This window comes from Parvularculales bacterium (assembly GCA_036881865.1).
Lineage (GTDB): Bacteria > Pseudomonadota > Alphaproteobacteria > JAPOUT01 > JBAJNM01 > JBAJNM01.
On record JBAJNM010000002.1, the window covers coordinates 18,985 to 33,715 of the forward strand.

Below are 14,731 nucleotides of genomic sequence, written 5' to 3' on the forward strand. Positions count from 1 at the left end.
TTATCAGAGTTCCTGTTTAGCGGGAAGGCCTAAGCCTGTACCGGTAAATGTAGCAGATTCTATTTTTATGTCAAGGTGCCACGGTGAAGACGTTTTACCGGTCATTAATTTGTTAGTCATTAATATTGTGTTCAGATATCAAGGCCGTCGGCAAAAGCAGCGCGTTCCTGTATGAATGCAAACCGGTGTTCCGGCTTAACGCCCATCAGATGATTAATAAGCGTGTTTGTGTTTTTGCGGTGCCGGTCGGGCGTTGTAACGCGCAATAAAGTGCGGGTTTCCGGACTCATGGTCGTTTCCCGAAGCTGGGCCGGAAGCATTTCACCAAGTCCTTTAAAGCGGCCGATATCTACGTTCCTGCGCTTGTCAAAGGCTGTCTCCAGTAATTCATCCTTGTGAGTGTCATCTCTGGCGTAGGCCGTGCGGGCCCCCTGAGAAAGGCGGTAGAGAGGCGGGACGGCAAGGTAAAGATGCCCGTTGTTAATTAAATCCGGCGTCTGGGTGTAAAAGAAGGTCATCAACAAAGAAGCAATATGAGCGCCGTCCACATCGGCATCCGTCATAATGACGACTTTTTCATAGCGCAACGCGCCTTCTTTATAGTTGCGTCCCACGCCACAACCCAATGCTAAAACAAGGTCGGCAATTTGCTGGTTCTGGTGCAGTTTACTCTCGCCGGCGCTGACAACATTAAGGATTTTGCCACGCAGGGGAAGCACCGCCTGAGTATGGCGGTTGCGTGCCTGTTTGGCTGATCCTCCGGCACTGTCACCTTCCACAATAAAAATCTCAGCCCCTTCCGCTTCATTGATAGCGCAGTCGGCAAGTTTACCGGGCAAGCGTAATTTGCGGGTGGCCGACTGGCGGTTGACTTCACGCTCTTTACGGGAACGCAACCGCTCTTCCATGCGCTCAACAACCCATTCCAGCAAACTGTCCGCCTGACCCGGGGCTGCCGTAAGCCAGTGCTCAAAATGATCACGGATGGTGTTTTCAACGAGGCGGGTGGCTTCGGCACTGACCAGTTTTTCTTTGGTTTGCCCCTGAAATACAGGTTCCTGAATGAAGATCGATAAAATGGCGCTCGCTGTGCCAAGAACATCATCGGCTGTAATCCTGGCGGCGCGTTTATGGCCGGAAAGATCTCCGTAGGCCCGCAACCCTTTTGCCAGGGCCGTGCGTAACCCTTGTTCATGGGAACCACCTGCGGGTGTTGGAATGGTATTGCAGTAAGAGTGCAGAGCATTGTTTGTATCACTGACCCAGGCAATGGCCCATTCTACAGCACCGCCGCCTTTTGGTTTATCGATGCGTCCGCAAAACGGAGCGGCGGTGACCGTTGTCTTGCCGCCTAATAAGGCTGCCAGATAATCCTGCAGGCCGTTGGGAAAATGAAGCTGCGCTTTGGCCGGCGTATCACCGTGCTGTTGTGGGCATTGCCAGTTAATTTTTACATTGCCAAACAGATAAGCCTTGTCGCGAGCCGTGTGATAAAGGGCGGTCGAATTAAAACGTGCCGTCTTACCAAAAATCTCCGGGTCCGGATGAAACCTAATGGCGGTGCCGCGCCGGTTGCCGGTTTTTCCCTTTTTGCTTAAGGAGGATGTTGGTTGACCCCGTTTATAACGTTGCTGATAGAGCGTCTTATTGCGTATAACTTCTACCTCAAGCCAGTCGGACAGGGCGCTAACGACAGAAACCCCCACACCATGGAGGCCACCGCTAGTTTCATAAGCGTTACCGTTAAATTTTCCACCAGCGTGGAGAGTAGTCATGATCACTTCAAGGGCGGATTTCTTTTTGTAGCGGGGGTGAGCATCCACCGGAATACCCCGGCCATTATCAACAATTGTTAAGGAACCGTCTTTATGGAGGGTTATGTCTATGCGGGAAGCATGATGGGCAATGACCTCATCCATGGCATTGTCCAGAACTTCGGCAAAAAGATGATGAAGCCCCCGTTCATCGGTTCCTCCGATATACATGCCGGGCCGGCGGCGAACCGGCTCCAGCCCTTCCAGAACTTCGATATCACGTGCGTCATAAGAGGAGGAGGATGCAGAACTGCCGGTTTTACGTGTGTTCCCGGTTTTTTTTGCCGTTCTGACTGACGTTTTTTTAGTAGCGGTCTTTTTAGTTTTAACTTTAGATGCAGATTTGCGAGATGCGGGTTTGCGCGTGCTCTGAGACGCAAAAAGGTCAAGGTTTTTTTGAGCAGGAGCTTTAGAGGCTTTAGACGTTTTAGATGTTCTGGTTTTGCGTGTCGGCATGAAGAAGCTCAGGGTGACTCCCGGGGCGAATCAAAGAATGGTTCCGGCAGTTTAAAGGGGCAGGGAGTATCCCCCAAGAACTGTCTTGCAAATTTACCGTTTTTTGTCATTCTTGAGGATATAGAGACAAGAACGGGGATATTGACCATGACACTGATTGCTTCTTCTTTAAGACTGCCGTGTGGTGCCGTTTTGAAAAACCGGTTGGCGAAGGCTGCCATGACAGAAGGGTTGGCAGACCCGCTCAACAGGGCTACGGCACGCCATGTAAACTTGTATCATCGTTGGTCTACCGGAGGAGCGGGGATGCTTTTAACGGGGAATGTGCAGGTAGACCGGCGGTATCTGGAGCGCCCCGGCAATGTTGCTATTGACGGACAGCAGGCTAATGAGGCCATGGAGGCCCTGCGGCTCTTTGCGGCGGCCGGCACGGCGGCCGGCAATCATTGCTGGATGCAAATAAGTCATGCCGGCCGTCAGACACCGGCATCGGTCAATCCGGAACCTGTCGGTCCCTCTGACATTGGCCTTTCGATGCCGGGCGGGCAGTTTGGTAAACCCCGTGCCCTTAAGAATACGGAGATTGAAGAGGTCATAGAGCGTTTTGCCTCTGCAGCCCGTGTAGCACGGGATACAGGATTTACAGGTGTTCAAATTCATGGCGCTCATGGTTATCTGATCAGCGAGTTTCTTTCACCTGATGTCAATGTTCGTGATGATGAGTGGGGCGGGTCTTTAGAAAACCGGGCACGCCTGTTGCTGTCCGTTGTACGGGCCGTGCGGGATGCCGTGGGCGCAGACTTTCCGGTAGCTCTCAAACTCAATTCGGCAGATTTTCAAAAGGGCGGTTTTGCTCCGGAAGACTCCCTGCAAGTTGTGCGCTGGCTCAATGATGAAGGCATAGATTTATTAGAAATATCCGGTGGTACTTACGAGCAACCACGCATGGTGGGCAGTGACTCGATGACCCTTAATCCGGAACTTAGTGAAACCCGTCGTGAAAGCACCCTTGCCCGTGAGGCGTATTTTCTGGAATATGCCAAAGACATTCGCGAGGTAGCCGGCATGCCATTAATGGTAACCGGAGGTTTTCGCACCAAGGGGGCCATGGAGGCGGCCCTTGAGGCCGATGCTCTTGATGTTATCGGGATCGGGCGGCCTCTTTGTGTAGATCCTTCTTTTCCTAACAGACTCCTGAACGGGTCGGTTACGGAAGGACCCCGTTTTGAGAAAAGTTTACGGATTGGCCCGGGCTTTTTAGGCCCGAATAGTTCTGTCAATCTGATTAAAGCTCTCAATGGCTGGGGAGCACAGGGATGGTTCTGCCTTCAACTTATCCGCATGGGAGACGGCAAAAACCCGGACATCAAAATGGGCGCGTTACGCGCTTTTATAAATTATCAGAAAAACGAAACGGCTACAGCAAAGGCGCTATTGCAAGAATAACGCAAACCAAAAAAGGCGTTATTGCAAGACTAAACCGTTAACCAACCCTAGACGGAATAGTACATATCAAACTCAACAGGATGAGGCGTCATCTTATAGCGTTCCGCTTCTTCTTTCTTGAGTTCAAGGTAACTGTCTATCTGACCGTCCGTGAAGACGTCGCCTTGTTTCAAAAACTCGCGATCCTCGTCCAACGCATCACAGGCCTGTCGTAGCGAAGCGCATACGTGCGGCATCAGGTCCAGTTCTCTTTTGGATAAGAAGTACAGATTTTTGTCTGAAGGTTCACCCGGGTCAATTTTGTTGACAATCCCATCGAGCCCCGCCATCAACATAGCAGAGAACGCCAAATAGGGATTGGCCGCAGGGTCGGGGAAGCGGATTTCAATCCGCTTACCGGACGGCGAATGGGAAACCGGAATACGGCAGGATGCCGACCGGTTATGAGCGGAATAAGTCAGCAACACCGGTGCTTCATATCCGGCCACCAAACGCTTGTAGCTATTGGTCGTGGGATTTGCGAAGGCGTTAATGGCGCGGGCGTGTTTGATAATACCGCCGATGTAATAAAGACATTCTTGTGAAAGCCCGGCGTATTGGTCTCCGGCAAACAAAGGCTTACCGCCTTTCCAGATCGATTGATGACAATGCATGCCGGTTCCATTGTCGCCGTAAACGGGTTTAGGCATGAAGGTTGCCGTCTTGCCGAAAGAGTGCGCTACGTTATGCACTACATATTTGTATTTCTGGACGTCATCGGCAATGTTCGTCAGTGTGTTAAAGGTAATGCCTAGTTCATGCTGCCCGGCAGCCACTTCATGGTGATGTTTTTCTACCGATACACCCATTTCGGTCATAACGCTCAGCATTTCGGAACGTAAATCCTGTTCTGCATCGACAGGAGGTGTCGGGAAATATCCGCCTTTCGTGCGGGGGCGATGCCCCATGTTGCCGGTTTCATAGGGAGTGTCCATATTGCTGGGTAATTCTCTGCCGTCCAGCATAAAACCCGTGTTGTAGGGATCTACCGAGAAGAGAACACTATCAAAGATAAAAAACTCAGGTTCCGGACCGAAAAAAACCTGATCGCCTATACCGGTCTCTTTGAGGTATTCTTCAGCCGCTTTAGCCGTATTGCGGGGGTCACGATCATAAGGTTTCGTATTGCCGGGTTCGAAAATGTCGCACATCAGCACAAGAGTAGGCTGGGCGAAGAAAGGATCAACCACGGCACTTTCCGCATCAGGCATGAGCAACATGTCTGATTTGTCAATGCTACGCCAGCCGGCAATGGAGGAGCCGTCAAAAGGAATCCCGTTTTTGAAGGCGCTGGCATCCATCATAGAGGCGTCCATGGTGAGATGCTGCCATTTACCGCGTGGATCGGTAAAACGGATGTCAACGAATTTGATGCCCTTCTCCTTGATTGTTTTCTGAATGGTATCCACAGCCGCCATGGCGATTATCCTTTTTTTATGATGGGTACGGTTGACCCGCAATCAGGGCTCTATTTGGCACGATATGAGCATTCTGTAAAGGGTTTTGAGGTCATTTATAGCATTTTGTTCTATCCGGCAGTCCTGATAAACTCACTCAGGGAGCCGATGTAATCTCACGGAAAGAAAGAGAGAAGAGGGAAAGTATGCCGGATAAAAAGATGATGCCAGATAGGTTGATTGATGAGCGGACACCGGTTCTGGTGGGCTGTGGGCAGCGGGTTCAGAAGGGTGGGGCGTTGGAGGAAGCAAAATCACCTCTCACGCTTATGTCCGAGGCCGCCCGGTTGGCGGCTAAAGATAGTGGTCTGGGCGACAGGCTCCGGGGTGAGGTGGACAGCGTGTGTGTGGTGCGATTTATCATAGATTCACCCGGCGTACGTGAGTTTCCTTTCGGGCGTTACACCAACCCTCCGGCGACGTTGGCAAGACTGACGGGAACCAAACCGGACAGGTTGTTCTACGGACCAACCGGTGGAAACTCACCGCAATATCTCATTAATGCCATGGCTGACCGTATCGCCGAAGGAGAGGTGAACGTCGCTCTCGTGGGAGGGGGCGAATGTTTTTTCAGTTTCATGAAGGCTATGGGCAAGGGGATAACGCTGGATTGGGGAGATGATCCGGGAGGTGATTGCATTAACCTCGGGGTTGAACGGGATGGGGTGAGTACGGTTGAGCGTACCCATGGATTGCAGTTTCCGGTCAATGCTTATCCGTTATTCGAGAATGGCATCCGGCATCACAAAAAACGTAAGAGTGAAGCCCACCGGTTCAAGTTGGGAGAGTTGTTTGCGCCCTTCTCCGAGGTTGCTGCCCATCATCCACAAGCGTGGTTTCCGGTAGCGCGCAGCGCGGAGGAAATTGCAACCCCCGGACCGGATAACCGCTATGTGGGTTTTCCTTATACGAAATATATGAACGCCGTCATGCAGGTAGACCAGGCAGCCTGCGTTGTGATGATGGCCTATGGTGTGGCGCAGGCTTTGAATATTCCTAAAGAGAAATACGTGTTTCTCCACGGGGGGGCAGAAGCCAATGACATCTGGCATGTAACGGAAAGAGTGAACTATCACAGTTCTCCGGCCATTCGCACCATAGGACGCAAGGCGCTGGATATGGCCGGGTGGCGTATTGATGATGTTGATTATTTTGATATCTATTCGTGTTTTCCCTCGGCCGTTCAAATTGCCCGGGAAGCATTGGGCATTGCCGATGATGACCTACGCTCCTTAACGGTAACAGGCGGTTTGCCTTATTTTGGGGGTGCGGGAAACAGTTACGTTATGCACTCGGTAGCAACCATGATGGACAGGCTCCGCGCCAAACCCGGCTCCCGGGGAATATGCACGGCCAACGGGTGGCATCTGACCAAGCATGCCATCGGGCTTTACTCAACAACGCCGAGGGAAGGCACGTGGCAACGTGAGGAGGCCTCTACTTATCAGGCCGAGATTGACAATGAACCCCATCCGGTAGCAGTGGACCATCCTCGGGGCGCTGCCCGTGTGGAAACCTATACGGTCGTACACAACCGAAACGGTCCTCATATCGGCCTTGTTATCGGACGGCTGGAAGATGGCAACGGACGTTTTATTGCCCATACGCCATCAGAGCCCGGGATGTGGTCTGACATGATGACCCGTGACTGGTTTGACCTCCCCGGTCATGTCGGGGCCGGTGAAGATGGCCGCAATATCTTTACACCGGGTGGCAGTGCGTGACCTCATGCCAAGAATAATTATGGTACGACATGGACGTGCGGCCGCTCACTGGACGCAAGACCGTGACCCGGGGCTGGACGAGCATGGCCATGCACAGGCCGGGCAAGCCGTAGCAACCATTGAGGGTTTATTGATTGCTTCCCCACCGGAGGTATCTGTGCTGACAAGTCCTTTATTAAGGTGCCGTGAAACGGCAGCTCCTCTGGAGCGGCATTGGCAGACAGAGGCAACGGTATGTGCGGGGGTTTCTGAAATACCGTCACCGGACAATCTTTCTCTGGAGAGCAGGGGACCCTGGCTACAGCGCATTATGAGCGGCAGCTGGCAGGATGCCAACTCTGATCCCGACAGTAAAGGGATAGCGTTATCCCGGTGGCGGAGCGGTGTTATAAAGGTCCTTACGGGTTGTACTGCGGACGCTGTCATCTTTAGTCATTTTGTGGCTATCAACGTAGCAGCAGGTTTTGCCCGGGGAATCGATGATGTTGTCTCCTTTCGGCCCGACAACGGGTCATGCACGGTTTTTGAAAGTGACGGAAGTGCTTTGCATCTCGTGAAGCAGGGGCATGAGGCGCAAACGCAAGTTAACTGATTGACAGAAATTGACGGGAAAGGGTTCCCCATGACTGCTGTTTTGACGTGTGAGCAAATGAGTAAGGCGGACCGCCTAGCCGTAGAGCAGGGGGTGTCCGGTCTGACCCTGATGGAAAATGCCGGACAAGCCGTTGCACAGTCACTTATGGAGACGTTTGATAAGTCAGTGCCGGTTAAGGTCTTGTGCGGGCCGGGTAATAATGGGGGAGACGGATTTGTAGCTGCACGTCATTTGCGCGAGGGAGGCTGGATGGTAGATGTATATCTTTCAGGCAGCCCGGAAAACTTGGCGGGTGATGCGGCCGAAATGGCACGGCGCTGGATGAATGAAGGGGGAGGGGATGAAACGTCCTCTATTAAGTCCCTGAGAGATTTAACCGGTGAAGGTGCCGGCCCGGATAATGTCATTGTGGATGCTTTGTTTGGTGCCGGACTCGTGCGGGATATAACCGGAGAAGCGGCCGACGCCATAAACATTGTACGGGAGTGCGGTGCGCCGGTCATTGCCGTTGATATGCCGAGCGGCATTGATGGTGATGGAGGTTTTGTCAGGGGGTATGCACTGCGGGCGGTGCGGACGGTGACTTTTTTTCGTCCCAAGCCGGCACACTTTTTAATGCCCGGGCGGCATTATTGCGGGCAGATTACCGTCGCCGATATCGGTATCCCCCCCTCAGTATTGGAAAGCATAAACCCATCCCTGCATTACAATGAAGCAAAATTGTGGAGCAAGGTCATGCCACACGCCGCTGTCGGGGGGCATAAATATGAGCGCGGTCATGTGGTTGTCATATCGGGCGGGCCGCTTTCGACAGGTGCCGCACGTCTTGCAGCACGCGGTGCTCTCCGGACCGGTGCCGGTGTTGTAACCGTGGCCGGTGCGCCGGATGCGGCACTGGTTAATGCTTCTCATCTGACATCTATCATGGTAGAGGCTTTTGATGACACCTCCGTGCTGGAGAGATTACTTCAGGACCGGCGTAAAAATGTCATTGTCATTGGGCCGGGTAACGGAGCGGGAGAAGAAACCAGAACAAGAGTGGCGTGCGTTCTTGCCTCACAAGCGGCTGTGGTGCTGGACGCTGACGGGTTGACCTCGTGGGCGGAAGAGGCACCGCGTTTATTTGCCCTTATTGCCGAACGCGAAGGGGCTGTGGTTCTCACACCCCATGAAGGCGAGTTTGCACGGTTATTTCCTGATATAAACCATGTTTCCAAAACAGCCCGCGCCTGTGAAGCCGCCCGTAGATCGGGGGCCGTTGTTATTCTCAAAGGGGCTGATAGTGTCATTGCAACACCGCAAGGGACCTGTGCCCTGAATGATAACGGACCACCGTTTTTAGCTACGGCCGGGTCAGGTGATGTTTTGGCGGGTATGGTCGGCGGACTATTGGCACAAGCCATGCCCGCCTTTGAGGCGGCGGCCATGGCGGTATGGATGCACGGGGCGGCGGCGGACTCTTTTGGCGGTCCCGGGCTGATTGCCGAAGATTTGCCCGATAGAATACCCTCCGTTTATGAATGGCTGGACCACAGATAATTAGCGGACCAATGACACAGTCCTTTTCCGCATCCCTTGCTACCATAAATGACAGATGCGTCATTCGTCACGGACACCCCTCTGACCTGAGCAGCCTCGTTGATATCTACAATCACTATATTCGCGAAACGGCGATCACTTTTGATATCACCCCCTACACAATAGAAGAACGGCGGGCATCATGGTTTGAGTCGTTTGAAGAGGAAGGACGCTATCAATGCCTCGTGGCAGAAGAAGATCACCGCATTGTGGGTTATGGGTGCAGCACAAAATTTCGCCCTAAAGCGGCTTATGGCCTGTCGGTGGAAACCAGCATCTATCTTGATCCTCAATATTGTCATCAAGGGTACGGGCCACCTCTTTATGACTCTCTTTTGGCACGATTGTCTGCAACGGGTGTTCATCGTGCATACGCGGGGATTACCCTGCCCAATCCGGCCTCCGTGGCTCTTCATCAGAGTCTCGGGTTCAGACCCTGTGGTCTGTTTCGGGAGGTAGGCTTCAAGTTTGAGCAATATTGGGATGTGGCATGGTTTGAAAAAACTTTCTGATAAGCCTTCGGTCTCTCCGGGAGAGGGACTGGCGCTTGGGCGTTGTGGCTGCTATAGAGCGGGGCTACGCACAACAGCAGAGGGGTCAATGACCCAAAAGCGGGCGTGGTGAAATTGGTAGACACGCAGGCTTTAGGTGCCTGTGCCGCAAGGCATGGGGGTTCAAGTCCCTCCGCCCGCACCAATATTGGGTTATAATTGTTATGGTTTGGATTAGTTGATGAAATGAGTGGGTCTCATGCAGGTAACAGAAACAGAATCTGACGGGCTAAAACGCGCCTTTAAAATTGTTGTGGAGAGTGCAGACCTTAGTGGCCGGCTGGATAAGCGGCTGGAGGAGGCAAAGTCTCAGGTTAATCTGAAAGGATTTCGCCCGGGCAAGGTTCCGGTTGGTCATTTACGTAAAGTCTTTGGCCGCCAGTTTATGAGCGAGATTGTCCAGCAAGTTATTGGAGAAACCAGTGTGCAGGCGTTGGAGGAGCGCTCTTTGCGCCCCGTGCAGCGACCTCATATTCATATTGAGGGGGATGCGGAGGCGGTTATGGCCGGTGAGGCGGATTTGGCATACTCCATGGAGTTTGAATTTCGTCCTGACATAGAAATCATGGATTTATCGACTCTTGCAGTAGAGAGAGAGACGGTTGCGGTAACGGAAGAGGCCATTGATGAGGCGGTTGGGCGGTTGGCGGCCAATCAGAAAAATTACGGGGATGCACCTGAAAAAACCAAGGCTGAAGAAGGGCACAGGCTAACCGTTGATTTTGTAGGACGTATCAACGGAGAGTCTTTTGAAGGGGGTACGGCAGAGGATGCGCATCTTGAGCTAGGGTCCGGTCAGTTTATTCCGGGTTTTGAAAATCAGCTGATAGGGAGTTCGGTGGGGGATACGCCGGAGGTGACGGTGACATTTCCGGATGATTATCCGGCCGAGCACCTCAAGGGCAAAACGGCTGTCTTTGAGGTCACCGTGAAGGGTGTTGCGGTGCCGCAGGAGGTGGTCGTTAATGATGAGTTTGCCAAGAATTTCGGTATGGAAAGTCTGGCCCGGTTGAGAGATGAGATGGGAAAGCAGATTGCAAGAGATTATGAGACTCTTGCCCGCAGCAAAGTCAAGCGGCTGCTGCTGGACGAGATCGATCAACACTACAGTTTTGATTTACCGCCGAGTCTGGTTAGCCATGAGTTTGATCAACTCTGGAAGCAGGTTCAGGCTCAAAATCAGGCACAAGCTCAGGAAGTTCAAGGAGGGGAAGAAGCATCAGAGGCTCCGGAACCGGAAAAACAGGACCAAGAAAATGCGGAGGATGATGCCCTCAAGGCAGAATATCAGGGGATGGCGGAAAGGCGGGTGCGCCTCGGGCTGGTGTTGGCGGAAATCGGAGAAAAAAATAATATCGACGTTGAAGAAGGGGAGATCCAGCAGGCTCTGGCTAATCATGTCCGGCAATTTCCGGGTCAGGAGCAGAAGGTTTTTGACCTGTACAAAGAGCGGCCTGATCTGATGGATCAAATCCGCATGCCGCTTTTCGAGGAGAAGGTTGTTGATTTTATTCTGGAACGGGTGCAGGTCACAGACCGGCAGGTAACGCCGGAAGAATTGCGGCGTGATCCTGACGAGGAGGGCGGGGCGTCATCCCGTGTGACGGGTAAGACGGCCAAAAAAGCATCCGCCAAAAAGACTGCCGCTAAGAAAAAGACGGGTGCCAAAAAAACGGCGGCAAAGAAAAAGGCCACCGCTAAAAAGACCTCAAAGTGAGCCTTTTGAAATAATATTAGGGGGTTTTGGGTTTGAAATAATATTAGGTGTTTTTGAATTCGTGTTCTATAATCAATATGTTGCACGAGGTTTTATATGTTATACATAAAGAGATTTATAAAATTCACCTGCCTTCTGAATTTAGAGTGATTATACACAGTAGTAATCAAAGGCAATCTCCCACGATTCACTGTCCTACCGGTATTGAGCCTCGTTGAGCCGCCAATAGGCTTTGGTGTTCTTGAGGGCTTCGTCTTCCTTAGCGTACTCAAAAGGTGTTTTTCCTGTTTCCCCTAGCGCCGTACCGTCTGCCCCATAATCCAGCAACACTTCTACCACCTCCGGTGTTTGGCTAAACATCGCAGCCCAATGCAGGGGCGTGTTGCCATACGTATTGCGGGCCTCTATATCGGCTCCATGGTCCAGTAACAACTTCACCACCTCCGGTGTTGGATCTAAGACAGCCGCCCAATGTAGGGGCGTTTCTCCATCCTTAGTGCGGGTCTCTATATTGGCTCCGTGGTCCAGTAAAGCTTTCACCACCGCCGGTGTTTGGTTATCCCTCGCAGCCCAATGTAGAGGCGTGAAGCCTAACTCATGGCGGGCCTCTATATCGGCGCCGTGGGCTAGTAACAATTCCACCACCATCGGTGTTCTGCTATAGCGCACCGCAAAATGCAGGGGTGTTAGCCCATTCTTAGTTCGGGTACTGACATCCGCTCCCCCTTTGAGGGCGGACTTAACCTCCTCCACGGTGGCCGTTTCCCAGAATTTCCCGTCCAACAGCACATTGTCCTGCGTCTGCATTGCGGTAGCGCTCGGGCTCTGGGCCGCCAGAGAGGAGTGCAAAACTGAAAGTAAAAACAAACACCCTAGAAAGATATCCGTTTTTGTTCTCATGGCGTATTCCCTTTCTGTTCACTTCGTTCCAGAGCACCTTCGGTGATGCCATAGGTTGCGTTTCTCAATGACCGCTAGCATATCCGCCTAGAAAACAGGCAGGCTAAAAACTGCCGTTACACCATATGTCTGATTTTGGATTTTGGAGATTATCGTATATAAGCCCCTTTATCTATGTTGATCTATATTGGGTGAGAGATAGCAGAATCCTCTATAAAGCCCTATATTAAGGTAAGAATAAGCAGGGAAGTGACGATCATGGCAGATATGGAAAATCCGGCTGATATTTATATGAACACTCTTGTCCCTATGGTGGTGGAGCAAACTAATAGGGGTGAGCGGGCCTTTGATATCTATTCGCGGCTACTCAAGGAACGCATCATTTTTCTCACCGGCGGGATTGATGATATGGTGGGCAGTCTGATCACAGCGCAATTGCTGTATCTGGAAGCCGAAAATCCCAAAAAAGAAATCTCCATGTATATTAATTCGCCGGGAGGAATTGTGACGTCCGGTCTGGCGATTTACGATACGATGCAGTATATCCGCCCTCCGGTTTCTACTTTGTGCGTCGGGCAGGCGGGGTCTATGGGGTCGCTCTTGCTGGCGGCGGGAGAGAGCGGTATGCGCTTTTCCCTGCCTAATGCCCGGGTCATGGTGCATCAGCCCTCGGGAGGGTTTCAGGGGCAAGCCTCAGATGTAGAACGCCATGCCCGCGAGATTCTTGATATGCGCCGCCGTCTCAATGAAATCTACGTCCATCACACCGGCCAGCCCTTAGAGGCCATAGAGGAGGCGCTGGAGAGGGACAATTTCATGACGGCAGAAGCAGCCAAAGAGTTCGGCATTGTTGATGAGGTGGTGAATCAACGCCCTGAACCGGATAGTTCCAGCCTTGATAGTGCGGCATAGAGCGACATAAAAAGTGGCGTAACCTTGCTTTTTTAAGAATTTTACGATGGATCAGTGCCACAATTTAGTCGTATGGCTCAGCCATATGGCTTTAATTCCGGTAATGTGGGAAATATCCTCTTGATATGATTAGAGATAATATGCTCCCATAACCCGCGATTCTGATTAAACGAGGGATAACAGTCGGGTAAAGCACAAATAGTACGGATTATAAGGACAAATTAAGGACTGATAAAGTGAGTAGCGGTGATTCAAAGAATACCCTTTATTGTTCTTTCTGCGGAAAGAGCCAGCATGAAGTGCGTAAACTGATTGCGGGGCCGACGGTATTTATCTGCGATGAATGCGTTGAACTGTGCATGGATATTATCCGTGAGGAAAACCGCAGTTCCACGGTCAAGGTGTCCGATGGGGTGCCAACCCCAACCGAAATTAACAGTACCCTTGATGATTATGTTATAGGGCAGAGTCACGCCAAGCGGGTTCTGTCAGTGGCGGTGCATAATCACTACAAACGCCTTGACCATAGCAGTGAAAACGGTGGGGTAGAATTGGCGAAGTCCAACATTTTACTGGTTGGTCCCACAGGATGCGGCAAGACACTGCTTGCTCAAACTCTGGCACGTATTCTGGAAGTACCCTTTACCATGGCTGATGCTACGGCATTAACGGAGGCTGGTTATGTGGGCGAGGATGTAGAGAATATTATCCTCAAATTACTCCAGGCGGCAGATTATAACGTAGAGCGCGCCCAACGGGGTATCGTCTATATTGACGAGGTTGATAAAATCGGCCGTAAGTCTGACAACCCCTCCATCACGCGGGATGTGTCGGGGGAAGGTGTGCAGCAGGCTCTGCTGAAAATTATGGAAGGCACGATTGCCTCTGTCCCGCCTCAGGGGGGCCGCAAGCACCCCCAACAGGAGTTCCTACAAGTCAACACTACCAATATATTGTTTGTTTGTGGCGGAGCATTTTCGGGTCTGGAGAAAATTATTTCAAAGCGTGGGAAAGATACGTCTATTGGCTTTGGGGCTGCTATACAGGCTGATGATGAGCGCAAGACTGGTGAAATCCTAAAAGGGTTAGAGCCGGAAGATTTATTGCAGTTTGGTCTTATTCCCGAGTTTGTAGGACGGGTTCCTGTGTTAGCGACGTTAGAAGATTTAGACGAGGATGCTTTGGTTCAAATTTTAACAGAGCCGAAAAATGCGCTTACCAAACAATATGAACGCCTGTTTGAAATGGAAAACACTAAATTGAAGTTTTCCGGCGATGCATTGCGCAAAATTGCCAAGAAGGCTATTGAGCGTAAAACCGGTGCGCGGGGCCTACGCTCTATTTTGGAAAACATATTGCTGGATACCATGTTTGATTTGCCGGAGTTAGAAGAAGTGGAAGAGGTTGTGGTTAGCGGTGAGGTTGTAGATGGGAATGCAGCGCCTTTGCTTACCTATTCTGACCTTAATCGTGAGGTAGAGACGTCTGCGTGATTGGCTTTTAGTTTTTTTGGACTCTCTTTAACATTGCGGGGCACTCTTG

General features: G+C 51.6%; 11 protein-coding genes and 1 tRNA gene. 9 read left to right on the plus strand and 3 right to left on the minus strand.

Annotation, left to right across the window (positions count from 1 at the left end; genetic code table 11):
* Nucleotides 1-131: 131 nt before the first annotated feature.
* Nucleotides 132-2,270 carry a DNA topoisomerase IV subunit B gene (gene parE, locus V6Z81_00860; protein ID MEG9861048.1) on the minus strand — a complete coding sequence of 713 codons (2,139 nt, stop codon included), beginning with the start codon at nucleotides 2,268-2,270 and terminating at the stop codon, nucleotides 132-134.
* Between the two features lie 147 nt (nucleotides 2,271-2,417).
* Between parE and V6Z81_00865 the strand changes: the two genes are divergently transcribed.
* The gene (locus V6Z81_00865) at nucleotides 2,418-3,716 is read left to right on the plus strand and encodes an NADH:flavin oxidoreductase/NADH oxidase family protein (protein MEG9861049.1); all 1,299 of its coding nucleotides are present in this window, start codon (nucleotides 2,418-2,420) and stop codon (nucleotides 3,714-3,716) included.
* Between the two features lie 47 nt (nucleotides 3,717-3,763).
* Here V6Z81_00865 and glnA read toward each other — a convergent pair whose 3' ends face one another.
* On the minus strand, nucleotides 3,764-5,173 hold the full coding sequence (gene glnA / locus V6Z81_00870) for a type I glutamate--ammonia ligase (protein ID MEG9861050.1): 1,410 nt from the start codon (nucleotides 5,171-5,173) through the stop codon (nucleotides 3,764-3,766).
* 185 nt (nucleotides 5,174-5,358) lie between these two features.
* Here glnA and V6Z81_00875 point away from each other — a divergent pair, with 185 nt between their 5' ends.
* The 6 genes from V6Z81_00875 (at nucleotide 5,359) to tig (ending at nucleotide 11,377) form a co-directional block, all read left to right on the plus strand.
* Nucleotides 5,359-6,936: an acetyl-CoA acetyltransferase gene (locus tag V6Z81_00875; GenBank protein MEG9861051.1), complete on the plus strand. Its 1,578-nt coding sequence runs from the start codon at nucleotides 5,359-5,361 to the stop codon at nucleotides 6,934-6,936.
* Between the two features lie 4 nt (nucleotides 6,937-6,940).
* Nucleotides 6,941-7,528, plus strand: coding sequence for a histidine phosphatase family protein (locus V6Z81_00880; GenBank protein ID MEG9861052.1), 588 nt, complete (start codon nucleotides 6,941-6,943; stop codon nucleotides 7,526-7,528).
* 30 nt (nucleotides 7,529-7,558) lie between these two features.
* The gene (locus tag V6Z81_00885; GenBank protein MEG9861053.1) at nucleotides 7,559-9,070 is read left to right on the plus strand and encodes an NAD(P)H-hydrate dehydratase; all 1,512 of its coding nucleotides are present in this window, start codon (nucleotides 7,559-7,561) and stop codon (nucleotides 9,068-9,070) included.
* Between the two features lie 11 nt (nucleotides 9,071-9,081).
* Complete coding sequence (locus V6Z81_00890) at nucleotides 9,082-9,621, plus strand: N-acetyltransferase family protein (protein MEG9861054.1); 540 nt, start codon at nucleotides 9,082-9,084, stop codon at nucleotides 9,619-9,621.
* A 99-nt stretch (nucleotides 9,622-9,720) separates the two neighbouring features.
* Nucleotides 9,721-9,805, plus strand: a tRNA-Leu gene (locus V6Z81_00895).
* Nucleotides 9,806-9,859: 54 nt separating this feature from the next.
* On the plus strand, nucleotides 9,860-11,377 hold the full coding sequence (gene tig, locus V6Z81_00900; protein ID MEG9861055.1) for a trigger factor: 1,518 nt from the start codon (nucleotides 9,860-9,862) through the stop codon (nucleotides 11,375-11,377).
* A gap of 195 nt (nucleotides 11,378-11,572) precedes the next feature.
* Here the strand turns inward: tig and V6Z81_00905 are convergent, their stop codons facing one another.
* Nucleotides 11,573-12,277, minus strand: coding sequence for an ankyrin repeat domain-containing protein (locus V6Z81_00905; GenBank protein ID MEG9861056.1), 705 nt, complete (start codon nucleotides 12,275-12,277; stop codon nucleotides 11,573-11,575).
* A 291-nt stretch (nucleotides 12,278-12,568) separates the two neighbouring features.
* Here V6Z81_00905 and V6Z81_00910 point away from each other — a divergent pair, with 291 nt between their 5' ends.
* Complete coding sequence (locus V6Z81_00910; protein ID MEG9861057.1) at nucleotides 12,569-13,189, plus strand: ATP-dependent Clp protease proteolytic subunit; 621 nt, start codon at nucleotides 12,569-12,571, stop codon at nucleotides 13,187-13,189.
* A gap of 236 nt (nucleotides 13,190-13,425) precedes the next feature.
* Nucleotides 13,426-14,682, plus strand: a complete 1,257-nt coding sequence (clpX, locus tag V6Z81_00915; GenBank protein MEG9861058.1) for an ATP-dependent Clp protease ATP-binding subunit ClpX — start codon at nucleotides 13,426-13,428, stop codon at nucleotides 14,680-14,682.
* The last annotated feature ends 49 nt before the right edge of the window (nucleotides 14,683-14,731 follow it).

Bases quoted from the DNA above. Each gene is read 5' to 3' on its own strand.
- parE (MEG9861048.1), bottom strand. From the start codon at position 2,270: ATGCCGACACGCAAAACCAGAACATCTAAAACGTCTAAAGCCTCTAAA.
- V6Z81_00865 (MEG9861049.1), top strand. From the start codon at position 2,418: ATGACACTGATTGCTTCTTCTTTAAGACTGCCGTGTGGTGCCGTTTTG.
- glnA (MEG9861050.1), bottom strand. From the start codon at position 5,173: ATGGCGGCTGTGGATACCATTCAGAAAACAATCAAGGAGAAGGGCATC.
- V6Z81_00875 (MEG9861051.1), top strand. From the start codon at position 5,359: ATGCCGGATAAAAAGATGATGCCAGATAGGTTGATTGATGAGCGGACA.
- V6Z81_00880 (MEG9861052.1), top strand. From the start codon at position 6,941: ATGCCAAGAATAATTATGGTACGACATGGACGTGCGGCCGCTCACTGG.
- V6Z81_00885 (MEG9861053.1), top strand. From the start codon at position 7,559: ATGACTGCTGTTTTGACGTGTGAGCAAATGAGTAAGGCGGACCGCCTA.
- V6Z81_00890 (MEG9861054.1), top strand. From the start codon at position 9,082: ATGACACAGTCCTTTTCCGCATCCCTTGCTACCATAAATGACAGATGC.
- tig (MEG9861055.1), top strand. From the start codon at position 9,860: ATGCAGGTAACAGAAACAGAATCTGACGGGCTAAAACGCGCCTTTAAA.
- V6Z81_00905 (MEG9861056.1), bottom strand. From the start codon at position 12,277: ATGAGAACAAAAACGGATATCTTTCTAGGGTGTTTGTTTTTACTTTCA.
- V6Z81_00910 (MEG9861057.1), top strand. From the start codon at position 12,569: ATGAACACTCTTGTCCCTATGGTGGTGGAGCAAACTAATAGGGGTGAG.